Genomic DNA, 24,309 nt, shown 5'->3' with positions numbered 1-24,309 from the left:
CAATAGCCGGGTAAGAAGCGTATCGTATAGTTATAGACAGGTGACTTGTGGATCTTGTTCGTGCTCATGTCTTTATTTCCGGTCGCCTACAAGGGGTGAGTTTCCGGGCGTACACACGCGACCGGGCGCGCGAAGCGCAAGTCAAAGGGTGGGTACGGAACCTGAGCGATGGTCGCGTGGAGGCAGTCTTTGAAGGAACACGACCAGCCGTTCAAAAACTCATCAGTTGGTGCTACAGTGGCCCCAGTCAAGCGCAAGTCGAACGGGTCGAAGTTCATTGGGAAGAGCCAACCGGTAAAGAAGGGATCTTTACCATTGTCTGGTAGAGAGAAACGCCGCACAATAAAACGGGGAAGAGTGATTGTACAGACACAAAAGCGCTCTCCGCATAACGCTGTTACCCCTGTCAGCATTAAAACAGAGACTCCGCGGCGTGAAAGGACACATATGGGAGTCAAACGGTGGAAACTGATTACCAGTGCCCTGATCAGCATCGGTGTCGCTACCCTGGCGATCCTTAACCGAGAATGGATCGTAGAAGCGTTCAGCCTTTTGAATGAAGCCAAACATGGCTGGCTCCTGGTGGCACTGGTGTTGATAGCCATCAGTTACCTGATGAGCGCACAGGTCTTTAATCTCGTGCTTCGTTCACTTGGCTACCGCATAGGTCTCCTCCGTCTCTGGGCAACTGCTCTCACCGCGATTATCATCAGTCAGTCGGTACCTGCCGGTGGTGTTGGTAGCTATGCGTTTCTCATGAGTAACTTCAACCGCCGTGGCATTCGTGCCGGAGAGTCGGCACTACTGGCTTCCCTAGAGACACTAAGTTATGTGGTTGCCATGCTGCTGGTCTTCTCGTTTAGCCTCGGCTATTTTGCCTGGCGTGGCCTTGAAGCGACCGGTGCCAGCTATATCGCCGGTCTGGTGGGTCTTTCGGTGATCGGTATTGCGATCTTTGTCTTGACCCGTAGTGAACAGACACTACGCCAATGGCTCGGTGGTCTGCAATATCGGGTTGGCCGCCTCATCGGCAAGCAGTGGAGTAGTGCCTGGATTGATCGCATCGTTGCCGATTTGGCCCGTGGTCGCAGCCTGCTCATTCATCGTCGCCGTGATGTCATGCTGCTGGTTTTGATCCAGTTAACCGCCCTCAGCGGTCATAGTCTGGCGATGCTGATCGTGTTGCATGCGCTGGGGACTGATGTCAGTTTTGCGGTAGTGCTGGCAGCGTTTGGGGTGGCACTGGTAACTTCTACATTTAATGTTTTGCCCGGCGGTGGCGGTACGGTTGAGGCTGCGCTGGTAGCCGTACTGAGCCAGATGGGAGTAGGCCCGGCAGCAGTGCCGGCTGCGATCATCTTCCGTCTCTTCAACTACTGGCTGGCCGCTCCTATTGCCGCAATTTGTTACCACTGGCTAATGCACGAGCCTGTAACACCACTGGTACGCAGTTCAAAAGTGCGTACCGGTTCGTTAGAGGTATCGTCACACGACTAAATGACCAGCCGACGCACAGGGGGGGTTATGCACAAAAGTGTCGTCGAGAATCTGCGGCGGGTTGAGCTGTTGAGCGGTCTGAGCGATGAAGAGCTGTTGCAGGTTGCGACCATCTGTAAGGTGAGACGACTTGCCAGCGGCCAGCACGTATTCAACGAGGGTGATGAAGGTGATGAGCTGTTCGTCATTCATGAGGGTTGTGTGCGCATTGTGATCAACACGCGTGGCCCTGACGGAACTTTCACGCCTTCAACCATCAATCTGCTCTACAGTGGTCAGAGTTTTGGTGAGATGGTACTTCTCGGAGGTGCCACGCGCTCAGCAACGGTGGTCTGTGTTGATCCATGCGTGCTACTGGTCATTCGTGAACGCGATTTTGCCACGTTGTGCGAACGTAACCCGCGGATCGGGTATCTGGTGATGCGCAATATGGCTGCCGATCTCGCGTATAAGCTTCGCTCATCGAATTTGCTGCTACGCGGCAATATTCGCTGGCAGCAGGGTGAGTTGGGTAAGCGTTGAAAGGTAGCTCATTCATTACTGACAGACGCCATGATCGGACGAGTACGGACAGCATCCCCGTGACCAGCCGGGTCAACGGCATAACACGCGCCGGCTCGTGAGCACGACTGGTGCGGCAGCATGGCCGCCGCACTCCACACGCTGCGACATGCGCATGACAAACGGGCACGATAACCGATCTGACGTAACGATTATGGTGATCACCTGTATGATACAGATAGGCAGGTTCCGGCGGGACAGGTTCAGCACCTGCCCCTCCGGACGGTGCATAAGATCGCTCACCGCTCTGTGTTCTCTGTGTCGCTGTGGTGCGTCTGCCACACCACCGGTCGCCGCACGCACGTACTTCCAGGGCATACCGGCTTGCGTACACCGATGGATCGCTTAAGGACGCCGCGTGGTGGCGGTACATAGCGGCAATGACTTCTACTACGGTCGCCTTGCCACCCGATCTCCCCTGTGTAACGGCAGCCAAAGGCGTTGTAAAGCGTTTTGAACAGCGTAACGAGTGAGTGCCCGTCGCAATGCCTGACGATGGTCTTCGCCTGGTACACGGGCAACCGCACCACGTCGGTAACGCTCGGCAACATAGGCAGTTGCGATACCGTAAATGGTCGTTGCGTGTTCGGGAAACAGGTGGGCCAGGCGATGCGCATATTCTGAAGGCGTCTCCCAGGGTTGTTGAGCCAGACCGGCAATACTGGCCAGCCAGCCCATCTCTGCATAGGCCGCAGCAGACAGGCGCAGACCGCGCACTTCGTGCGCAAGCCACAACCGGACACTGATCACAATCAGGCCAATCCCCATCAATATGACCAGTATCACTGAAAACCAGCTGGTCAGTGGACTACTGCCAACCGAAGAGGGATTGTTCGCTGCTGTCGAGCTAGCCGCGCCACTACTCACACCAGTGGCCGTGAAATCGTCTTCAAGCTCCTCGAAGCGACCTGGGTCTGGCACCGTTCCGCTAAAGCTGCCGGCAACCCCCTCTTCTTCATCACCAAACGCCGATTGCAACGGCCGCTCTGGGAGCGAAGTATAACTCGCTGCTGTTGGCTCAAATCGTTCCCAGCCAATACCGGGGAAGTAGACTTCGGGCCAGCTATGTGCAACGTTCTCGCGTACCAGGTAGATACCCTGTTCAGGGTCGTAATCACCACTGGCGTAGCCACGCACCCACCGCGCCGGAACCCCAACCGAACGCAGCATCACCACCATCGCCGAGGCAAAGTAGTCGCAATAGCCGGATTGCTGCTCGAAGAGGAACCAGTCGACCAGATCAACATTACTGGGCGGCGGAGGGATGTCCTCGCTGTAGGTCAGACGGCGCAGGTAATCCTGAATCGCAATCGCCTGATCGTAGGGCGTTTCGGCATTAGCTGCGGCAATCACCCGCGCTGCTTCAGCCCGCACGCGCGCCGGCAAATTAGGCGGTAATTGCAGGTAGCGTTCCCGAACCCATTGCGGGTAATCGGTACCGGCATTCCGCAGGCTCTGCACATCAGCAACCGAAACCAACGCTGTCACCGTGTATGTTGTTGCTGCGCTGAGTGGCGTCAGCGAGGTGACCAGTGACACATCATCGTAAATCGGCGTGATACCGCCATTCTCGTCACGGCCAACCAGGTGCTCAACCTGAGCCGGCAAGCTGAATTGTAATGGTGTCCCGCCAAAAGACAGCAGATCATCATTCCGTTCTTGAGCCAGCGTGATCGTTTGAGTAATCAATCGCCGCGCTCGCCGATCTGTCACCGGCAGCGTTTCACCGGCAGCCAGTGGTGTCCGCGCCTGTTCGGCAGTAGCGACACCCAGGGCCGAACGAGCCAATTCCCCCGTCGTATTAACCCAGCCCGAACCGTCGTAGCGATCAAACGCAACAGCTCGCCAGTATTCAAGGCGTGATGAGCGTACCGTCATCACCAGATCGAGACCCGGTGATCGCGCCCCACCGAGCGGCGCCGTGCGGGCAGTAAACGAGATGCTCCCGGCACCGGGTGGGGCATTAATGGTGCTAAAGGCATCTTCCCACACGGCACGAGCTATGCGAAACGGGATGCGTAGCGTCTCCCATGTTTGCGCTGCACGTTCGCTTGTGATGGTCGAGGGAAGAAAAGCCGTCAGCAGGATGAGCACTACCCCCACAACCGTTGCCGCCCACATTGCCCGGAGGGGCAACAGGTCTGGATAACTGATCTGTTGGGCTTCCCAAACAGCCCGACGCTGCATCACGTGGTGATACACCAGCAACAACAAAGCGCTGGCAATCAACACCAGTGCTTCTGTATCCGGTTTAGGCAGGACATAGGTATAGTTAACCAGAAATACCGTACTGTTCACGATCACAGGCAGCCAGGGACGGCGTTGGCGAAAGACTGCCCACACCGTTGCGTAGACCAGCCACCAGGAGAGAAAGGCAAGTGCGACGACGAACAGCACAATATCTTCGCCACGACCACCACTGGCGAGCACACGGACCCAGCCAATAATCCGAATGACCAGCTCGGCAGCCTGATCGCGCCAACTGGTCAGTCGCTCATCGAGCAAGGGGCCGACCTGTTGCACAATCCAGACCCACGCCAACAGGAACGAGACCGTGTGGGCCGCCCAGCGATGAAGACGTTGCCAGTTTACCAACACCAGGCTAACCACGAACGCCATCGTGCCGACCGCGGGCAAAATCGACAGCCCTGCAGCCCAGCCGGAGATAGTCAGGCTACGAATAACCGAACCGGTTAAAAACCCGATCAGCCCAAGACCCGGTAGCATCCACCAGATGTTCAGCGAACCGGTTGAAACTGACAACGAAGAACGGTTCATACTTGCTATCCTAAAGCAGTGGACAGACGGGGAAATGCGTGTAACGTATTCTGCCAGAGCTGTGGTGCCAGATTGTCCAGCGTCTGCCCACGCAGTTCGGCCAGTTTCTGCCCGATATGCACCAGTCGACTCGGTTCATTGCGCTGCCCACGGTGTGGATGGGGACTGAGGTAAGGGCTATCGGTCTCGATCAACAGCCGATCCGCCGGTGCCAGACGAGCCACTTCGTGTAATGCAACAGATTTGGGAAACGTCAGCGGGCCTGACAGCGAGAGATAAAAGCCCAATTCCAAACACTCCTGTGCAGCAGCCCAATCGCCTGAGAATGAATGCATGATCCCCGGCCCACGAGCGGCATCGCGCAACACGGCAATCGTCTCGGCCATCGCATCCCGAGCGTGGATCACAACTGGCAAGCCCAACTCACTGGCCAGCGTCAGTTGGGCGCGAAACGCCGCATCCTGCTCACTTGGTGGCGATTTCATCCAATAGTAGTCGAGACCAATCTCACCAATCGCGACCACCTTTGGATGGGCGGCCAGCCTGCGTATCTGGTCAATCCAATCCCCTGGCAGATCGTGCAGATGATTGGGCTGAATCCCAACAACCGCAAAGACCGCCGGATGCGCATTCGCCAGCGCGACTGCTGCGTGACTGGATGCCAGATCGTAGCCAATCTCGATCATCACTGCGACCCCGGCATCGATGGCCCGCAAGATGACCGCACTGCGATCCTCATTGAATTGTTCCGATGCGAGGTGGAGATGGGCGTCAATTAAGCGTAGTGTAGATTTCATAGGCATCCCACATCATTGTAGCATACATGCCCATACCAGATCAGGCGTATTATAACGGGAGACGGTAAGACGTGCAGAAGCACAGCCCGACTCAGAGCACATAAGCAACTGTGCCGAATCGTGATGATTACACGAACGTGAGCAGATGCACCGATAGCCGGGGTATAGTCATTCTACAGCGACAGCGGCGTATATCTCTCAAAGACATTAATCTTTCGCAAGATTGTTGTGACAACGGTCACAATTTAATGAACCGTTCTGACCCTTTAAATCATGTCTTGACACTAAATCTCTCTCAGAGAACCGTACAGAACCGAAAAGAAGGTAGTTGACAAGAAAGCAGAATTGGAGTATAACACTACAGGCGGCATGCACACGTGATATTTATCACAAAAGGGAGTGGCTGCCTTGGTCTAGCCTCATATCACAGTGGTAGAACACAGCGTCTGGTATCTCGATACCAGTATCAAACTGACAACACTGTTCTACACACAACACAATTTTTTCCCTCGACAAAGCTGTCCTAATGAGGTAACGAAGCTGCGTTAGCTGTTGACTTGCGACATCGTACTTCGGTCGCAGCGTAGGTTTATGTTTTTTATGTAAAAGAAAGAAGGTCTGGCGTCATGAATCTGCTCGGCCTACCCATCCTATCACTATTTCTCTGGTTACCGGCGCTTGGTGCTCTCATCATCCTGTTGCAGCCGGCTGGTCGTCCTGCTCTTTACCGCTGGACAGCGATGAGTGCAGCTCTGGCGACATTCGTTGTTGCGGGAACTGTTATTGGTCTATTATACACTGGCCCATACGGCCCTGCCTCCGGTGTCGTCGTAGGCCCACCACTGCAATTTGTCGACTCAGTCGCATGGTTACCGGCATTTGGCGCCAGCTATTTCATTGGGGTTGATGGGATCAATTTGTGGCTGATTGGTCTGACTGCATTTCTGGCGCCATTCGCGATTGCAGCGACCTGGCAACGACAAACGCGCAGCTTGCGCTTGCTGCTGGCATTGCTGCTCCTGGCCGAGACGGCGTTTCTGGGTGTGTTTCTTGCCCAGGACATGCTGCTCTTCTACGTCTTCTACGAGCTGGCCCTGATCCCGATGGTCTTTCTGGTTGGGATGTGGGGTGGCCACGGTCGAGCCGCAGCAGCTTTGAAGCTGTTCCTCTACACCTTTAGCGGTTCACTGCTGATGCTGCTGGCGATTATCGGTCTGCACATTCTGCATCGCAACGCGATAGCAGCGGTTGAGCCGGGTTACACCGGTACGTTCGCGCTGAACCAGATTGTGGCCGATCTGCGGGCCGGTCTCTTCACGCTTGACCCGCTGGTTGCCCGTTTGCTGTTCGGGGCATTTTTTGTGGCATTTGCAATCAAACTGGCGCTCTGGCCATTCCACACCTGGCTGCCTGATGCTTACAGCGTGGCCCCGACTCCGGTCGCAATTATTCTGGCCGGTTTGATGGCAAAATTCGGTGTCTACGGTTTGATCCGCTTCAATGCCACCCTATTCCCCGAAGTAATGTCCTGGGTAGCCCCGGTTGTCGCTGTACTGGCCGTGATCGGGATCATTTACGGCGCATTGATCGCCTTCACGCAGCGCGATATGCAGCGGATGATCGCGTATGCCTCGATCAGCCACATGAACTTTGTGGCCCTCGGCGTTATGGCACTGAATACCATCGGTATCAATGGAGCGTTGTTCCAGATGGTGGCCCACGGTGTTATGATGGCTGCGCTCTTGCTGATCGTGGCTGTGATTGAGGAGCGCCGTGATAGCCGCGATTTCAGCACCCTCGGCGGTTTGTGGCAGGTGACCCCTGTCTACGCCGGTTTGACATTACTGACCCTGCTGGCGATGGCCGGTCTGCCCGGTCTGAGCGGGTTTGTCGGTGAGTTCACGATGCTTCAGGGCATCTTTACCTCTCCCCTGTTGGGATGGCCGTTTGCCATCGGGGCAGCAATTGGGATTATTCTGGCTGCGGTTTACGCGCTGCGGGCGTTCCACATGGGCTTTATGGGTGAAGTCCGCAATACCGCTCATCTCGATCTACCGGATTTGCAGCGCCGTGAGCTGCTGACCCTGGGTGTGTTGGCAGCGGCTATGGTTGTTCTCGGCCTGTTCCCCAACCTGCTGCTGAGTGGTACTACCGGTTCTGTTCAGGGTATGGTTGACGCTTTGACGCCGGCAGTGCAGGCCGCAGCCCAGTTGATTGGGTGGTAGCGTCGGGTTGTAAGTTATTGCCCCCACCCCTGCCCTCCCCCGCTGGGGGAGGGTGTTTTTTATGTAGGGATACCCCACTGAGGGAGGGTGTTTTTTATGTAGGGATACCCCGCTGGGGGAGGGTGTTTTTTATGAAATGTTTCCCCGTTCCCGTTGGGGGAGTGGGGACGGGCGTGCTCGACAGCGTTCTCCGTGGTGTGGGCTGCCAGCCGGCGTACAGGCATCATCGCCACTGTCGTCAGGTGCCGGCCGTGGCCGATGATGCGCAGGCGGGAACCGCTTACAACACCACGTCTACGAGCAGGCATCGTATGCATGCCTGCCCGACGCGATGATCAAAACGAGCACATCCAGCTTCCCCGTGACCAGGAGGGGTACCGGTGTGTCACGCACCGGATCGGAAGCACGGCTGCTGCGGCAGCATGGCTGCCGCACTCCACACGCCGCGACACGGGCATGACGCACGGGGAAGGCACCTCATCCCGCACGTGCTGGCACGGCTGGAGCGGTGCGCTGCCACCGGGTCAGTCGCCTAAGGCAGCACCCATGGCGGTCATACCCGCTGATCCGCACGTGGTTGACACCAGTTACGGCAGCGTGACTGCCGCACTCCATACTGGGCGACGTACGCATAATGAACGGGCAAGACAACCAATCCGGCATGGAATGGCACCGGCGATTGGCGGTAGCACTTCTCGCTGCGATACCGACAGCCTGGGAGCAGGATATACTGTCGTTGGCGATTGACAGGCGTGCATGCGCCTGGGTGAACGTCTGGGAGCACAACAACACGGCTCTTACGTTCTGAATAAGTGGCACCCGGTTACTCCAGCAACGTTCTATGGTATAGTATCTCCTGCTATGGAAGAATCAGCCGATGGACGCATTGTTGCGGCATTATACGATTTTCAGCGCTTGCGCTGGCGTGCCGATCTTGAGCATCTGCTGGCCCGTTTGCAAGGCCGGTCAGACGATTTGTTGTCATTTGAAGAAGTGCGCCAACGTGTACACGCGAAACTGGCCGGTGAACGCCAACTGCGCGAGATTCCTCTGAATGCGATTGTCGGCAGTGTTGGTCGGTATCACGACTTCAACCGCAGTTTTTTGCCACGTCGCGATGATGACTGGCAACGCTGGTCGCGGGTGATGGCAGCCGTCGACAGTTTGCACGGCTGGCCACCGATTGAAGTCTACCAGATTGGCGACGCCTACTTCGTTATCGATGGCAATCACCGAGTCTCCGTTGCCCGTCAGATAGGGATGGATCACATCCAGGCGTATGTTGTGCCATTGAAAGCACGAGCGCCAGTTGACCCGTCGATGACTCTGGAAGAGATCATTATTGCCGGTGAATACGCCGATTTTCTCGAAGCTACACGCCTCGATGAACTACGTCCCGGCTGTGATTTGCGGGTCACGGTTGCCGGTCAGTATGACAAGTTGCGCCAGCAGATCGAGCACATTCAACAGCGATTAGCGACATCCGATTACACACCATCGCTCTCTGAAGCGGCATGCGTCTGGTACGATCAGGTCTATCGGCCAATAGCCGATCTGATTCACGAGCGCGGTCTGTTGCGCGATTTTCCACAGCGCAGCACCACCGACCTCTATCTCTGGCTCTGCGATCACCGCGATGAGCTGAGCAAACAGTTGGGCTGGGACATTAGCCTTACTCAGGCAATCGAAGACCTGGTAGATTCACCAGGACGGGCTGAACAACTGCTTGATCGGATGATCCCCGACAACCTCGAACCGGCAGTTCCAGCCGGTGTCTGGCGACGAAACCGTACTCTCGATCCGGCATCCTGGCTCTTCCGCGAGGTGCTGGTGCCGGTAAACGGCACACCTGATGGGTGGCAGGTTCTCGAACAGATTCTGGCCTGGGCAAAACGCGAACCGATACGACCACTCGGCCTTCACGTGGTACGTAGTGTCAATCAACGCAATTCAGCAGCCGCTCAGGCGATAGCCCGTGAGTTTATCGAACGCTGCGCTGCTGCCGGTGTCCACGGCGAGTGTGCGATTGACGTCGGTACTATCGACCGGGCTATTCGCGAGCGTGCCCGCCTGGTCGATTTGGTAGCGATTCAGATCAATCACCCACCCGGACGCTCGCCGCTGGCCAGGCTGACGTCTGGTCTACGCACTATTCTCCGCTGCTCGGTGCGCCCGGTGTTGACAGTGCCGCATGCGGTAGAGCATATTGAGCGGCTGTTGCTGGCGTATGATGGTAGTCGCAAAGCTGAAGAAGCGTTATACCTGGCCACGTACCTGGCTGCACGCTGGCAATTGTCACTCAATGTGGTCACTATTCTTGAAGGGAAAGCTGAAGCGGAACAGGTACGATTACGGGCATTTCGCTATCTCGAACGGTATAACATTGCCGCTGGTTATATCCTTGAACGGGGTGAACCGGCGACAGCGATTATCCGTGCTGCCGAGCAGACCCGCAGTGATCTGGTGGTGATGGGAGGCTACGGTCATCGCGATCCACTAAGTGATCTGGTAATCGGCTCAACCACCGAAGCCCTACTGCGTACCCGTCGGCTACCGACAATTATCTGCCAGTGAAAAAAATTCGTGTGAACCTTTTGGCATCTCTCAACGGTATATATAATAGAGCCGTCATTTCAGCGCGAGGGATGCATGATCTCACTACGAATTCACGAACAACCGATCCACGATCAACCACGAGAGCGGCTGGCCCGGCAGGGGGCAGGGTCACTAAGCGATGCCGAATTACTGGCGATCCTATTGCGGGTTGGCACCAGTGGCACCAACGTCTTACAGTTGGCGCAACAACTGCTCGCAGAAAGTGGTGGGCTGCAAGGACTGCAACGCCTGGACTTTCAAGAGCTTTGTCGGCTGCATGGGATGGGGGTGAGTAAAGCGGCCAGCGTCAAAGCCGCGCTTGAGATCGGGCGTCGCCTGGCCAGAAGCGCCATCGAAGAGCGGTTTCCCATCCGCTCACCGGCTGATGTGGCGACATTGCTGTTAGTCGAAATGAGTCATCTCGATCAGGAGCATCTGCGCACGATTTTACTCGACACCAAGAATCGAGTGCAACAGATCACCACGGTGTATATTGGCAGCCTCAATTCGGCTAATGTACGTGTCGGCGAGGTATTCAAAGAGGCGGTGCGGCGTAACAGTGCAGGAATCATCGTTGTCCACAACCATCCATCAGGCGAACCGACACCGTCGATGGAAGATATCGAGATCACCAGGCAATTAGTTTCCGCCGGTCGTTTGCTGGATATTGACGTAGTCGATCACCTGATTATCGGAAATGGTCGCTACGTCAGTTTACGTGAACGAGGTCTGGGGTTCGAGTAAGCACAGGGGTGCGACACCGGTATATGAGGTCGCACCCTGCAATCTTAGCTTAATGCTGGATGGCGACGATGTTGAAATATCGTATCGACACTCACGCCGCTATGGATGCGCTGGATGACTTCAGCAATTAACGTACTGACCGAGAGGATTGTCAGGCCGGGCCAGCGTCGTTCCGGAGCAACCGGTAATGTATCGGTCACCACAACCTCTCGGATCGAGCTTGCTCGCAGGCGCTCGATAGCATTCCCGGCGAACACCGGGTGAACGCAGCAGGCATAAATCTCGCTCGCCCCCTCCTTTTCGAGCAACTGCACGACTTCGAGAATCGAGCTGCCGGTTGCAATTTCATCGTCTACAATCAGGCAACGCTTGCCGCGCACATCACCGATCAGATTCAGAATTTCTGGAACGGTGAGTGAACCATCGTTTCGATCAAAGTGTTGCAGCCGTCGCTTTTCAGCAATCGCCAGCGGCGCGTTCAGGGCTTCGGCGAAGTTGCGGGCACGCTTGGCGAAACCGACATCGGGCGAAACGACTATCAAATCGTTCCAACCCTTATCGGCAAAATAGCGCACCAGCAGATTCATGGCTGTCAGTTCATCCATCGGGATCGAGAAAAAGCCCTGAATCTGCCCGGCGTGCAGGTCAATGGTCATCACCTGATGCGCACCGGCAACCTGGATCATATCGGCCAGCAAGCGGGCGGTAATCGGTACACGGGGCTGATCTTTCTTATCAGTACGCCCGTAAGCGTAATAAGGAATGACAGCGGTAATCCGCCCGGCAGAGGCACGCTTACAGGCATCGAGTAAAATCAGCAATTCCATAATCCGATCGCTGAGATCGGGCATTGACAGTGATTGAATAACGAAGACATCCTTTTCACGGACACTTTCATTAAGCCTGACAAAGATATTCTCATTGCTAAACTTCACAATGGTAACATCACCCAGCGGAACGCCGAGGCGCTCACTGATGGCCCTGGCCAGTGGTAGATTACCATTGCCGGCAAAAATCCGCATCTCGTCGAAGCGGCTTCCCATTCCTTCCTCCTTAGCCTGCGAGGTACCTTTCAAACAACGCCTGAGTCGATTGCAAACATCGCCAACAGCTCAGTCCGCGACAATCGCCAGCCTACCGGTAGTCCATCAGGAGCCGGCATATCATCGTATGCGATATGCAACGCACTCAATCCCGACTGTTGCAGGAGAACTGCCAGTGCACGTGCTGGTGAAATGGTCAGCAACCGCGGTGAACGTGACAGCCCGGTGCGTTGGGCAAAACCGACAGCAGCGTCGGCGCTAAGAAACGCGAGCAGCAGCCGTGGCCGGGCAGGCGGTATTGCATCAGGGCCAGGAGGCGCCGATGAACGCTCTGCCGAACCGGCAGAACGATAGACATACAGCGTCTGCACTGGTTGTTGACCATCGGCGATGAGCCGGCGGCGAAACAATTCTAACACATGCGCAACCTGACTTGATTCGCCTCCCACTTGCCGCACGACAGCCGCCAGAATAGCCAGATCGAGTTGTGCTGACGCCATACCTGCTCCGTTCCCGCTCGTAGAGGTATTACGGTACCGGTGTCGGACGAGGTTGCACAGTCTGTGGCCGCGGCTCACCAAAGTAGAGAGCCGAACCCAAGAGACCTAATTGCACCACATAGGGTGTACCGGCAGCTTCAGGATGCAGTTCAAAGCGGGCACGCTCGAAATACTGGACTCGAAACGCCCGACCATCTGGTTGCACCTCGTCGAATTCAGCGCTGATAGGATACCCAAACGACATCAGACCGCCGTTCTCTTCCCAGAACTGAAGGAAGAGACCACCAACACCAAAGCCGGTTTCGGGAAAATAGCGTAAATCTGGACGTGACTCAAACGGTTCGGGGCGCAAGAAGGTGCGTCCGGCAACGTACTCTACGCCCACCAGGCCAATCTGAAACTCATAGGGTGTACCGGCCAGCTCAGGCCAGTATTCCACTCTAGCCCGTTCAAACCACTGCACCTCACGCCCGTTTAACAGCAGCATGGGACTGATCGGTAGTCCAAGCCGGCGCAAACCGCCAAGTTGTTCGTAGGCAGCAGCAAAGCGGGGGGCGATGTCAACAACGGTAGTTGATGCACTTGACTGGAGAGCAACAGTGGTGGCAAGGGTCGTCGGTTGCAAAATCAGATCGCGTGGTGTGAGCCGGTTTTGGGCAGAGGATGGACGGCGAAAATCACCGATCCCGGCGATGATCAGTGCCAGAATGATGAACAAGAGCACAACCAGTGCTACGACCATGCCGGTGCGTAACCGATTGTTACGGGCCGGACGCTGCCGCAACGGCCTTGTTGCCGCAGCCTCGGCCGCCGGTGCCGGTGTGGACGGCGTAGCACTATTCGGTTCAGTTTTCGTTGACGATGGCGGAGGAGAAACAGGTTCGCTCATCGGCCACACCTCAAATATGAGCGAGTATCTCGTCAGCAACGGCCCGCAGATCGTCCATACTCATCGTTCCGGGACGCCACAGCTTGACCGAGCGATCCCCTTCCCAGCGCGGAATAATATGTACGTGATAGTGGAAAACAACCTGCCCGGCGGCTGCGCCGTTATTTTGAATGACGTTGAAACCATCCGGTTTGAGCGCCTCAACAATTGCTCGTGCAACACGTTGCGTTGTGAGAGCCACGGCAGAGACTAACTCAGGAGGTAAGTCGAGGAGGCCGGGTAATTCGGGCTTGGCAATCACCAGCGCGTGACCGCGTGCTGCTGGATTGATGTCAAGAAACGAGAGGGTCAGATCATCTTCATACAGCTTGAACGCCGGAATTTCACCGCGTACAATTCGCGTAAAGACCGATGTCATAGCACCTCCGAAACATCACTCAGCGAAGCTACATCGTCTTGCACACCTGCTGTGGCTGAACGACGGCTCAGCCAGGCCAGTGCAATCACTCCCAACAATACCCCGAACCACAGTGTACAGAACCTGATCACAATCGTCGCCGTCGTTGCGGCACTGGCGCTTAAGCCAACCAGAGCTACCAGTAAACCGACGCTACTGACTTCTGATGCACCCAAACCGCCGGGCAGAAATGAGACCAGGCCGAAGAGGGTGCTGGCAGCAAAGATAAACGTTGCCTGCAACAGTAATAACCACGAGGGATCGCTGCCTACTCCCATCAACACGAAGAAGAAAGCAACACACTCAAAACCCCATGAAACCACGCTGATCAGGGTAGAAACCAGCAGAATGCGCCAATGCAACAATTGCGCGGTGGTTGTGTAGATTGTTTCCAGACGAGGGGCCACACGTTGCCCAAATGGTAAGCGGGCAACGAACCTGATGATCGAGAGCGCCAGCGACTGACGCTGTACAATCACTATCCCGACAATTGTCAGCAGTACCAGAACGACAAACAGTGGTCGCGCTGGCGGGTAGAGCGTGAGCCCCAATCCCATTAAGAGAAGCATGGCAATGCCATCGGTCAAACGCTCGGCCAGAACAATCGGCGCCGACCGGCTGATCGCGGTGCCGTTGCGCTGGCGTAGCAGAAATGACTTCAAGACTTCCCCCATCTTGCCCGGGGTTACCGACATGACCAGACCGGCAGTAAAAATGAGACCGCTGGTCGAGCGGTCGATATTGCGGTCAAGCTTCAGGTAGCGTAGATAGTAATCCCATTTCAGCCAGCGTAGCCAGTAATTGATGATGGTGCCAACCAGGATCAGCGGCAACAGCATCCAGTCGAATGACAGCAGATCGTTGCCGACGGCCCGTAGGTCGCTGAACAGGCTGATCGCGATCACGACCACCAAACCGATGGCAAGCGAGGTGAGAATTGATTTGCGCAGGCTAGTGCGCAGCGAAGTTGCAGGTGCTTTTTGTTCCATAGCGGCTCAATTATAGCATAGAGGCTATGATGTTCATGTGCTGTTGACATACCAGCGCGTGCGAACGGGGTGAGTGATCAGGCTTTAACTACCTGACGGCGATGGCGAGGATGCTGGCATGCGGGCTGGAAGCCCGCGCCATGGGCAACCTGCGCACCCTCAGACCGGATGCGTTGCCGGGCCACCCGGTCATCATCGCGTATAATTTTTCATCAGGTTCAGGGAGAAGGAACCCTGCGCAGGAAGCAATGGAGCCGCTGATGCACAACGAACCGATTTGGAATGATGGGACAATTCCCTCTTTTCCGGCACTCAACGATGAGATTGCGGTTGACGTATGTGTGATTGGGTTGGGCGGGTCGGGGTTAAGCTGTATTTATGAATTGCTGACCCTTGGCGCTCGTGTGGCCGGTATCGATGCCTCGACTATCGGTGGTGGGGCGGCGGGGCGGAACGGTGGCTTTTTACTTGCCGGTCTGGCCGCGTTCTACCACGACGCAGTAGCCAAACTCGGTCGTGAGCGGGCGGCTGCCATTTATCGCTTAACAATCAGTGAAATCGAACGGATGGCAGCACTGATGCCGACGATTGTGCGCCAAGTGGGGTCGTTGCGTATCGCCGTGTCGCCAGAGGAGCTGGCCGATTGTACGGCGCAGATGGCAGCAATGCGTGCCGATGATCTGCCGGTTGAAGCGTATCGGGGGCCGGAAGGCGAGGGTCTGTTGATACCAACCGATGGTGCATTCCAGCCGTTACACCGTTGCATCTGGCTAGCCCGGCAGGCCGAGCGCGGCGGTGTGCTCTTGTTCACGCACACACCAGCTTTAGATATCAGCGGGACAACGGTTCATTGTCCGCAAGGCACCATCCATGCCCGCCAAGTCATCGTCGCCGTTGACGGTGGTCTTGAGCGATTACTGCCCGAACTCCGCGATACCGTGCGCACCACCCGCCTCCAAATGCTGGCGACAGCACCCGATCCGCATTGCACTATTCCCCGGCCCGTGTACACCCGCTGGGGTTACGACTACTGGCAGCAACTTCCCGATGGTCGGATTGCGCTGGGCGGTTGTCGTGACCGCTTTGCGGAGAGCGAATGGGATGCGCCGCCACAACCCTCGCCGGCAGTCCAGGCCGCGCTCGAACAGATACTGCGGGAACGGATCGGTAGCCAGGCAGCGATTGAACGGCGCTGGGCCGCTCAGGTGGCATACCGTCGCGATAGCATCTTGCCGATTGCCCGCCAGGTTCGCCCCGGCGTGTGGGCTATCGGTGCCTACAATGGCACCGGCAACGTGATCGGTGCGCTCTGTGGTCGTGCGGTAGCATATGCCGCGATCCGTGGACAAACGCAGTTGCTGGATTTGTTGGGGAGAGATGGCTGATCTGCTCATCGGTATGACAGTAGGGTCGACGCTTGAGTTGCCCCTACAACCAATAACGAGTCGAAACTGGCCATCCTCACTGTGGAGCCAGATCCGGGCAGCGACAGATCGCTACCCGGCCCAACCGATCAGCAAGCGCACAAGAGACGTTCACCGGGTCACGATTGGTACATAAACCCCGAACTGACGGGCAACGCTCCCGATCAGCGGTACATCACCGGCGATTCCGAATGCAATAATCAGATCAGCATCACCGCCATCGCGGGCGGTATCGCAGAAGAAACGCAGCACCGAGGGTCGATAGACACACGGCTCATCACGGCCATCACCGTAGAGATCACCGAGTAAGGGGATGTCATCAGGAATCCCGAACATGATGATTTGCTCGGCGTCACCACCGTTGCGAGCAGTATCGCAGAAGAAACGCTGCACCGAGGGGCGATAGACACACGGGTCATCACGACCATCACCATTTACACCACCGAGCAGGGGCGTATCACCGGCAATTCCGAACACAAGCACAAATTCAGCATCGCCACCACTACGGTTGGTATCACAGAAAAAACGGAGAACGGAGGGGCGATAAACACAAGGATCATCACCGGGAAGGAGAGCAGCTACCGTTGCAGTGGGGGAAGCGGACTGGATCGGAGACGACAACCAACCGAACGACAAGAGGAACAGGAGAGACAGGATAAGCCCCGGTTTCATGCTTTTCCTTTCTATATGTATAGACGGGAGCACTAACCGAGACAACGTATATCTTTCGCGAACCGTCATCGTCAATCGACGGACACATTACTTTTATACTATTCCGGTGCGAGTGTGTTATTATGCAACAAAGCAAGATTGCCAACGAACACGTCATATGAATGCGATTGAAACCATCGAACTCACCAAACGGTATGGTAAACGGCTTGCCGTTGATCGGCTCAATCTGACGGTCGGCAAAGGGGAAGTGTTCGGTTTTCTCGGCCCCAACGGTGCCGGCAAGACCACGACCATCGCCATGCTGTTGGGGCTGGTGCGACCGACGAAGGGACAGGCTATCGTGCTTGGACACGATGTCCAGCGGGAACCGGCGGAGGCGTTGCGCCGGGTGGGGGCAATGATCGAGGCACCAGCGTTCTATCCATACCTCAGTGGTGCCGACAATCTCCACGTTCTGGCCCGTGCCGGCGGTATTCCGGCTGAGCGGGTTGGTCAGGTACTGGCAACGGTTGAATTGAGTGACCGTGCCCGCGATAAGGTAGCAACCTATTCGCAGGGTATGAAGCAACGGCTGGCGATTGCGGCTGCTCTATTACCCGATCCTGAATTGATCATGCTCGATGAGCCAACCAATGGCCTCGATCCGGCAGGTACGGTTGAAATTCGCAATTTGATCCGTGAACTGGCCGCCGGTGGCCGAACGATCCTGCTCTGTAGTCATCTGCTGTACGAAGTTGAGCAGCTCTGTAGCCGGGTAGCCATCTTAAAAGAGGGCAAGTTAATCGCCGCTGGCGATGTGGCAACGTTGCTGCACCGTGGGCAAGGGGTACGACTACGAGTGCAAGGCGATCCAGGGCCGGCAGTAAGTCTCTTGCGCACGTTGTCGTGGGTCAATAGCGTAACCGTGCAGGGAGACGCGATCCTGATCGATGCCCCTGCAGATCGAACAGCAGAGATCAATGCGCTCTTGATCCGGGCCGATATTGTCGTAGCCGAGATTGGCGCCAGTCACAGCTCGCTAGAGGAATTTTTCTTGACTGTGACTAAAGCTGAGTAGGGGTGTGATGTCAAATCTCTCATGCATTGACATGATCGCGACGAGTACACCCATCATCGCCGTGACCGGCAGGGTTAACAGTGTGACACGCACCGGATCGTGAGCACGGCTGGTGCAGCAGCATGGCTGCCGCACGCCACACGACGCGAAACGCGCATGACGGGCAGGCAAGGCAAGCAACCCGGCGAGTGATTGTGATGGTTGCCAGTGCTGCCACCGGTAACGCGAGTATCTGGTACGCAGATCACCACGGCTATCGGCAACACGGGAGAGTGCTGCTACAAGACGAAGCGTTGCCCGAACTCAGACAGGGGTTCATCTGCTGGAGACAGACCACAACACTACCGACAGGTAGTGACGGAATAAAGATAGATACAACATTGGGTCATCGCTTATGAATACTCGGACCATGTTTGTGAATCTGCTGGCGGCGGAATGGCTCAAGATTTCACGCCGACCGATGGCACTGCTGTTGTTGGGCATCTTTCTGTTGCTGACCGCGCTGCAACAGACCCTCTGGTTTCTGGTGGTGGCGTTGCAGGAGGGTGTGTTCAGCGGTGGGCAGGTCACCTTTAATCTGCTCGGTGATGCAGCGATTGCACAGATCAAACTCCAGCTCAGTTTGCCCGGTGTGTTCGGAGCGATGCTGAGTGCGATTAACGGCACCGGTGGCATTCTGGCGATTATCCTCACCGCCGGGATTTTTGGGAGCGATTTTAACTGGGGAACGCTGCGTATTCTGTTGACGCGAGCGCCGCATCGAGGTGCCTATTTGCTGGCCAAACTGGTAGCGTTGCAACTGGCATTGCTGGTCGCGATTCTTATCACGCTTGTTCTCGGCACCCTGCCGGCACTGCTCTTCGGTGCGGTACTTGGTTTGCCACAACGCATCGGGTTCTTAGAGGTGCTCCTCGTACCGGTCGGTATCTTGCGGGCATTGGTGGTAATGTTGCCCTACACCCTGATTGCCGGCGCCAGCGCTATCTTTGGCCGCTCGGTGATCGCCGGCGTCGGTGGCGGTTTGATCTTTCTTGCCTTTGATGTGAGTGCCGGCTCGCTCAACACCATCGGCGTAGTTGATCCGCTTATTCGCACGCTGGTCAATCTCTTGCTCCAGCCTAATATCAACCGACTGGTCGTCGAGAATAGTCGAATGTTCGGCCTCGATCAAAGTGTGCTGACCTCGGCACTCGACCTCAGTCTGTTGCCATCGCAGTGGCAGGCGCTGATCATTGTCGCAGTCTACAGTGCTATCTTTGGCTACAGCGCCTACCGCACGCTCTCCCGGCAAGATATTGGTGGGGCGAACTAACAATATTTATTGTCAACCAATACACAGACCAACTTCACGCAGACTATCAGGCTTGCCGACAATGGTTAGCTCGTCGCCATGGCGTAGCCGGGTGTAGCCGTGAGGAACGATTGCCTGACCGTCACGGCTGATTTCAAGCAACAATACGTCGGGTGGGAGCCGCAGATCGCGCACCAGACGACCATCGATCTCGCGATTGGTGACGGTCATCTGTACCACGTCGTACACCGGATCGGTATGCAGGAGGAGCGAGAGGGATTGGGGTGCACGGACCGCCTGTTCGAGCAGGTTCACCATCGCCGTAGCCGGATCGACGATGATCGCACCTAACTCGCGAAACTGCTCGCGTAATTCAGAACGGTTGGGCCGCACGATCAGACGCGGCACACCAAACTTTTCCAGTGCGATCTGGCAGGCACGCAGATTGTCTTCATCTTTTTCCAACAGAGCCACCACTGCATCGGTGGCGTGTGTAATCAGACCACTCAACGTCTGCAAACTAACCTCTGGAATGTAGCGCTCGTCTACATCCTCGGCTGCCAGACGTTGCACGTGATCGCGATCCGTATCCGCCACCCGTACCTGCCAGCCCCACGCACTCAATTGGCGAGCCAGGGCGATAGATTGCTGCTCGACGCCGAGGATGAGTACATCACGAACATCTTCGCGAATGCCGGGTTCGGGCAGATTGGCTTCGCCCAGGCGTTGTAAGGCAAAGCGCAATGTAAGCGGCCCGAAGATTTCATTCAGCACGATCACAGCAATGATCAAGGTGGCAAAGGCATCGCCCAACATCGGCAGCAGCAGCGAGGCTTCCCGCGCCAGACCCAGTGCGATGCCGGCCTGTGTGATCAGGCCCAGCCAGAGGAGTGGCCGAAAACGTGCCGGCTCACCGGCAATCGTTAAGCCCAGCATGCTCCCGCTAAAGATTGCCAGTGCACGCACGAGGAAGATAACCACAGCAAAGATCAGTGCCGTCAACAGAATATCGAGCTTCAGCCCTAAACCGGTCACTGTAAAAAATGCAACATACACGACCGGACTAATATCATGCAATAATTCAGCAAACTCATCACGGTACGGCGAGAAATTGGTAATCAGGAAACCACTGATCAACGCGACGAGGAGTGGCTCAATCACGATTTTGATCGACCAGCTCGCTGCCGAAACCGTCTTGAGCCAGTCAGCACCGGCAAAGATGCCGTACCCCAGGGCAACGATAAGCGTCAGCTTCAACCATCGCGACCAGCTTTGGCGTAAGATAACTTGCAGCACCTGACTGACACCATAACCGGCAATACCCGACAGGATCAGATCGAGCAGTAACAATGCGAGGAAGGCGAGATTAACTCCGCTACCCTCAACCAGAGCTACGGCAAACGACGAACTGATCGCAAAGATGACGATGATGGCAACATCCATTGCCACGGTCAGGCCCAGGATCAGGCGAGTTGCCGGGCCACGCGCACGTAGCTCTTTGATGACCGCAATGGTTGACGGTGGCGAGAGCGCCAGCAGAATGGTCGATCCCAGGAGTGCGACGGCGATCTTGTCACCGATATTCAGCCCCTGCGTGAACGGGATAATATCGAGCAGGAAAAAGAGCGTGGTGCCGATGAAGCCCAGTGCGATAACAACGATCATGCCCAGCGACCACAGGATAGATCGCAGACGGCTGAGCAGGTCTTTGTAGAACAACTCACTGCCGGCGACAAATGCAATCACTGCCAGCGCAATCTGATCGATGAAACGCAGGTTCTCGCCAGCGCTTGAGGGCAGGAGTTGTAAGCCAAATGAGCCAACCAATACACCGGTAAAGAGATAGCCAGTAATGTACGGCAGGCGTATCCGAGCAAACCACTGTCCGATACGGTGCGATGCGAGACAAATCAGAGCAAAACCTGCCAGGTAGATCAGTGTCTGCAATCCTGTAACCTCCTTTGCAAAAAACTGAACATCGGGCACGATCAGACGTGTGATGTTGGATGAGTATAGGCGGAGCGCCTACCATAACCCAAGTTGCTACCTTTGTCACCACAGAGACACGGAGGACACAGAGGATGGGTAGAACCCAGGTTGCTGCCGTGAGACGCAACATAGCACGTCTATGGCAACTGGCTGCTCACCACGTTGTTTGTGCGATTACGCCATACAGTGCTGATTTCGACGATGTTTAAGCTGTATGCTGCGACGATCATCACCATCTTCGGTTAGACCGCGACGTAACCAGCCAGAGCATTACAACCACTGAACGATCAACTCGTGCAGCGGACGGCGCGGACGCCGTTTTGGTTCGTGGGCAAGGTAGCCAATCGGTATCAGCGCCTGGGGATGCAGATCGTCGGCCAAGGCTAGTGCAGTACGCACGGCTGCCGGTGCAAACAGCGGGGCACACATCCAGCCTGCGGCCAGGCCAAGGGCAAACGCGGCCAGCAACATGTTCTGAACAGCACAACCCAGGCTCTGGATCGCCATCGTCGTCTCGGCAGCCTGACGCTCAGCGTCGGGATAGGTGTCGAGATCGTTCAGGTAGAGACAGGGCACAATAATGACCGGCGCGTTCAGCACGCGCTCTTGCGAGCGTTGTAACCGCACCTCGATAGTTGCCGGATCAAGACCATCGAGGGCCAGGTGATGACGCCAGGCTGCCCCCATCGCCTGCGCCAGAAGCTGTTTCCGTTCGAGCGACTCAACTACCACAAAGCGCCAGGGTTGGCGACCGTGTGGCGATGGTGCCCAACTGGCGGCGAGGAGGATTTGCTCAATCGCCGCACGCGGCGGCGGATCGGGACGGAACGACCGCACCGTCCGCCGGATCTGAACAAGCGTAAAAAAATCCATTGGCTTACCGAAAGAGATCAAACCGCGGATCGCGGATCAATTGACGAGCAGTAGCAGTCTGACTGGGTAGATAGTGATAGCCACGAATAATCGCCGCCGGCACCCGATCAATCTTGCCCATAACCAGCTCGGCGGCGGCAGCCAGTTCATCGGCAACAGCGATTAACGTTGCCTGCATCGTATATCCATACGGATCGGCGACGCCAGCAAAATCGTGGAGCGGCAGCATTCCGGCAACCCCAATCGCCACATTCACCTGCCCCTCGCGCCATGGCCGACCGAAGGTGTCGGTAATAATCACAGCCGGTGCGTAATCGTAGCGTTGGGCCAACCCTTCGCGCAAGGCCGCGGCACTGGCGTCGGGATCGAGCGGCAACAACGCCAGCCGCCGCCCACCATCCACATTTGACTCGTCAACCCCACTGTTGGCACACACCAGACCGTGACGGGTTTCGGTGATGAGGACGCCATTCGCCATCTTCACGATGCGCTTACTCTCGCGCAGCACCACCTCTTGATAACGGGCATCTTTCTTCGCGGTACGGGCGATCTCTTGCGCAAAGGGTGATGGCTCGATGGTTGATGGATCGACCAGGCGACCCTCAGCCTTCGAGACAATCTTCTGCGTGACGACCAGAATGTCGCCCTGTTCCAGGCCGCCTGCGGCATCGATAGCCGTAGCCAGTATTGCCACCAGGTCATCACCCGGCCGCACCTCACCGATCCCGCGCAACGGCAAAATCCGTATCTCACCTTGCATAACGCCTCACGACCAGTAGCGTCCGGCGATTGGGGCCAAACGCTCTTTCACGGCTGCCGGAATGTAATCGGGATGAGTAACGATAGCATAGCGTAGGGCATCATGCGCCGGACTGGTAAAGTGCTCATCAATCTGGGCCACAGCGTGACGCACAATCTGCTGCGAGAGGGTTACATTTGTGCTCAGCACCTTCATCACCTGATCGGCAGTCACGGCATCGTGTTCGGGATGCCAGACATCGTAGTCGGTCACCATGGCCAGAGTGGCGTAGGCGATCTCGGCTTCACGGGCCAGCTTTGCTTCGGGAAGTGCCGTCATCCCGATCAGGCTATGACCACGGCGACGGTTCTCTTCGCTCTCAGCTTTGGTCGAGAATTGCGGCCCCTCCATGACCACGAGTGTTCCACCCTGGTGCACAACCGCACCGGCAGCCTGTGCCGCGTGCAGCAGAATATTGCTCAGATGAGGGCAGAAGGGGCGATCAAAGGCTACGTGCGCCACTACGCCGCCCTCGAAGAAGGTTGCTGGACGAATGCCCTTGGTGCGATCAAAAATCTGATCGGGGATCACGGCGTGGCCGGGGGCATAATCCTCGCGGAGCGAACCAACTGCACTTACCGAGATCAAAGCCCGCACTCCCAACAGCTTAAACGCATAGATATTCGCCCGTGCCGGCACTTCGCTGGGGTTCAGGCGATGACCACGCCCATGCCGCGGCAGGAACGCCACCCGTCGCCCTTCCAGTTCACCGATGATAAACGCATCGCTCGGATCGCCGAACGGTGTCGTCAGGCGAACCTCTTCCGGGTTTTTGAGGTCGGGCATGGCATAGAGACCGCTACCACCAATCACACCGATTGTTGCGCTATGCATGGGGAATGCTCCTTTGTCTAGCAGACTACGCCATAGAGCAGTATACCGCAGGGGGCGCGGGGTGACAAGGTGACGGGGTGAAGTACCGTGACCGGGGTGGTGCCGTGCTACGATTGCCTGCGGGTGGCAGAGAAGCTGTGCGCACGAGGGGATGGCACCTGTGACGAGAACCTGTTTCAAAAAACATCTATTATGAAGGTATCTCATTCATTGCCGACCGATTCCTTGATCGTGACGAGCACACCCGGCACCCGCGTGACCAGCCGGGTCAACGACGTGACACGTGCCAGATCGT

22 protein-coding genes are annotated in these 24,309 nt (G+C 56.5%); 10 read left to right on the top strand and 12 right to left on the bottom strand.

The genetic code is table 11. The annotated features are described in order from the left end of the window. Nucleotides 1-47: 47 nt before the first annotated feature. The 3 genes from VAE57_RS10610 to VAE57_RS10600 all read left to right on the top strand — a co-directional run bounded on the left by VAE57_RS10610 (nucleotide 48) and on the right by VAE57_RS10600 (nucleotide 2,019). Nucleotides 48-326, top strand: a complete 279-nt coding sequence (locus VAE57_RS10610; protein ID WP_322821854.1) for an acylphosphatase — start codon at nucleotides 48-50, stop codon at nucleotides 324-326. Between the two features lie 121 nt (nucleotides 327-447). After that, nucleotides 448-1,497: a lysylphosphatidylglycerol synthase transmembrane domain-containing protein gene (locus VAE57_RS10605; RefSeq protein ID WP_322821853.1), complete on the top strand. Its 1,050-nt coding sequence runs from the start codon at nucleotides 448-450 to the stop codon at nucleotides 1,495-1,497. 27 nt (nucleotides 1,498-1,524) lie between these two features. Continuing rightward, entirely contained in the window at nucleotides 1,525-2,019 is a 495-nt protein-coding gene (locus VAE57_RS10600) for a cyclic nucleotide-binding domain-containing protein (protein WP_322821852.1), read from the top strand. 429 nt (nucleotides 2,020-2,448) lie between these two features. On the opposite strand, the gene VAE57_RS10595 is transcribed toward VAE57_RS10600, so the two are convergent. Then, nucleotides 2,449-4,836: a transglutaminase TgpA family protein gene (locus VAE57_RS10595; protein WP_322821851.1), complete on the bottom strand. Its 2,388-nt coding sequence runs from the start codon at nucleotides 4,834-4,836 to the stop codon at nucleotides 2,449-2,451. Nucleotides 4,837-4,841: 5 nt separating this feature from the next. Then, the gene (locus VAE57_RS10590) at nucleotides 4,842-5,633 is read right to left on the bottom strand and encodes a TatD family hydrolase (protein WP_322821850.1); all 792 of its coding nucleotides are present in this window, start codon (nucleotides 5,631-5,633) and stop codon (nucleotides 4,842-4,844) included. A gap of 626 nt (nucleotides 5,634-6,259) precedes the next feature. Here VAE57_RS10590 and VAE57_RS10585 point away from each other — a divergent pair. From VAE57_RS10585 to radC, 4 genes are all read left to right on the top strand, one after another. Beyond that, on the top strand, nucleotides 6,260-7,858 hold the full coding sequence (locus VAE57_RS10585) for an NADH-quinone oxidoreductase subunit M (RefSeq protein ID WP_322821849.1): 1,599 nt from the start codon (nucleotides 6,260-6,262) through the stop codon (nucleotides 7,856-7,858). Between the two features lie 546 nt (nucleotides 7,859-8,404). Continuing rightward, the gene (locus tag VAE57_RS10580) at nucleotides 8,405-8,605 is read left to right on the top strand and encodes a hypothetical protein (protein WP_322821848.1); all 201 of its coding nucleotides are present in this window, start codon (nucleotides 8,405-8,407) and stop codon (nucleotides 8,603-8,605) included. 114 nt (nucleotides 8,606-8,719) lie between these two features. Then, the gene (locus VAE57_RS10575) at nucleotides 8,720-10,432 is read left to right on the top strand and encodes a universal stress protein (protein WP_322821847.1); all 1,713 of its coding nucleotides are present in this window, start codon (nucleotides 8,720-8,722) and stop codon (nucleotides 10,430-10,432) included. A 75-nt stretch (nucleotides 10,433-10,507) separates the two neighbouring features. Continuing rightward, on the top strand, nucleotides 10,508-11,197 hold the full coding sequence (gene radC, locus VAE57_RS10570; protein WP_322821846.1) for a RadC family protein: 690 nt from the start codon (nucleotides 10,508-10,510) through the stop codon (nucleotides 11,195-11,197). Nucleotides 11,198-11,241: 44 nt separating this feature from the next. On the opposite strand, the gene VAE57_RS10565 is transcribed toward radC, so the two are convergent. The 5 genes from VAE57_RS10565 to VAE57_RS10545 are packed head-to-tail and all read right to left on the bottom strand — an operon-like array spanning nucleotide 11,242 to nucleotide 15,075. Further along, on the bottom strand, nucleotides 11,242-12,240 hold the full coding sequence (locus VAE57_RS10565) for a ribose-phosphate pyrophosphokinase (RefSeq protein ID WP_322821845.1): 999 nt from the start codon (nucleotides 12,238-12,240) through the stop codon (nucleotides 11,242-11,244). A gap of 29 nt (nucleotides 12,241-12,269) precedes the next feature. Next, nucleotides 12,270-12,740: a hypothetical protein gene (locus tag VAE57_RS10560; RefSeq protein WP_322821844.1), complete on the bottom strand. Its 471-nt coding sequence runs from the start codon at nucleotides 12,738-12,740 to the stop codon at nucleotides 12,270-12,272. Nucleotides 12,741-12,768: 28 nt separating this feature from the next. Further along, the gene (locus tag VAE57_RS10555) at nucleotides 12,769-13,629 is read right to left on the bottom strand and encodes a hypothetical protein (protein WP_322821843.1); all 861 of its coding nucleotides are present in this window, start codon (nucleotides 13,627-13,629) and stop codon (nucleotides 12,769-12,771) included. Between the two features lie 10 nt (nucleotides 13,630-13,639). Beyond that, nucleotides 13,640-14,047: an HIT family protein gene (locus VAE57_RS10550; protein WP_012259444.1), complete on the bottom strand. Its 408-nt coding sequence runs from the start codon at nucleotides 14,045-14,047 to the stop codon at nucleotides 13,640-13,642. Then, a complete protein-coding gene (locus VAE57_RS10545) occupies nucleotides 14,044-15,075 on the bottom strand; it encodes a lysylphosphatidylglycerol synthase transmembrane domain-containing protein (RefSeq protein WP_322821842.1) in 1,032 nt (343 codons plus the stop codon). The genes VAE57_RS10550 and VAE57_RS10545 overlap by 4 nt, the downstream gene beginning before the upstream one ends. Before the next feature lie 260 nt (nucleotides 15,076-15,335). Here VAE57_RS10545 and VAE57_RS10540 point away from each other — a divergent pair, with 260 nt between their 5' ends. Then, nucleotides 15,336-16,460 (top strand): FAD-dependent oxidoreductase, encoded by a 1,125-nt coding sequence (locus VAE57_RS10540; RefSeq protein WP_322821841.1) that lies wholly within the window; start codon nucleotides 15,336-15,338, stop codon nucleotides 16,458-16,460. Between the two features lie 150 nt (nucleotides 16,461-16,610). Here the strand turns inward: VAE57_RS10540 and VAE57_RS10535 are convergent, their stop codons facing one another. Then, on the bottom strand, nucleotides 16,611-17,171 hold the full coding sequence (locus tag VAE57_RS10535; RefSeq protein ID WP_322821840.1) for a hypothetical protein: 561 nt from the start codon (nucleotides 17,169-17,171) through the stop codon (nucleotides 16,611-16,613). 157 nt (nucleotides 17,172-17,328) lie between these two features. On the opposite strand from VAE57_RS10535, the gene VAE57_RS10530 reads away from it, so the two are divergent. Then, complete coding sequence (locus VAE57_RS10530; RefSeq protein ID WP_322821839.1) at nucleotides 17,329-18,228, top strand: ABC transporter ATP-binding protein; 900 nt, start codon at nucleotides 17,329-17,331, stop codon at nucleotides 18,226-18,228. A gap of 394 nt (nucleotides 18,229-18,622) precedes the next feature. Next, nucleotides 18,623-19,540, top strand: a complete 918-nt coding sequence (locus tag VAE57_RS10525) for an ABC transporter permease subunit (protein WP_322821838.1) — start codon at nucleotides 18,623-18,625, stop codon at nucleotides 19,538-19,540. A gap of 12 nt (nucleotides 19,541-19,552) precedes the next feature. Here VAE57_RS10525 and VAE57_RS10520 read toward each other — a convergent pair whose 3' ends face one another. From VAE57_RS10520 to mtnP, 4 genes are all read right to left on the bottom strand, one after another. Next, nucleotides 19,553-21,466, bottom strand: coding sequence for a monovalent cation:proton antiporter family protein (locus VAE57_RS10520; RefSeq protein WP_322821837.1), 1,914 nt, complete (start codon nucleotides 21,464-21,466; stop codon nucleotides 19,553-19,555). A gap of 312 nt (nucleotides 21,467-21,778) precedes the next feature. Beyond that, nucleotides 21,779-22,381, bottom strand: coding sequence for a nitroreductase family protein (locus VAE57_RS10515; protein ID WP_322821836.1), 603 nt, complete (start codon nucleotides 22,379-22,381; stop codon nucleotides 21,779-21,781). A gap of 4 nt (nucleotides 22,382-22,385) precedes the next feature. After that, a complete protein-coding gene (gene cofE, locus VAE57_RS10510; protein ID WP_322821835.1) occupies nucleotides 22,386-23,141 on the bottom strand; it encodes a coenzyme F420-0:L-glutamate ligase in 756 nt (251 codons plus the stop codon). A 6-nt stretch (nucleotides 23,142-23,147) separates the two neighbouring features. Further along, entirely contained in the window at nucleotides 23,148-24,014 is an 867-nt protein-coding gene (gene mtnP / locus VAE57_RS10505; RefSeq protein ID WP_322821834.1) for an S-methyl-5'-thioadenosine phosphorylase, read from the bottom strand. Nucleotides 24,015-24,309: the final 295 nt, after the last annotated feature.

This window comes from Chloroflexus sp. (genome assembly GCF_034434295.1).
Taxonomy (GTDB): domain Bacteria; phylum Chloroflexota; class Chloroflexia; order Chloroflexales; family Chloroflexaceae; genus Chloroflexus.
Note: the sequence above shows the minus strand (reverse complement) of the source record. Positions and strands in the feature narration are given on the sequence as shown.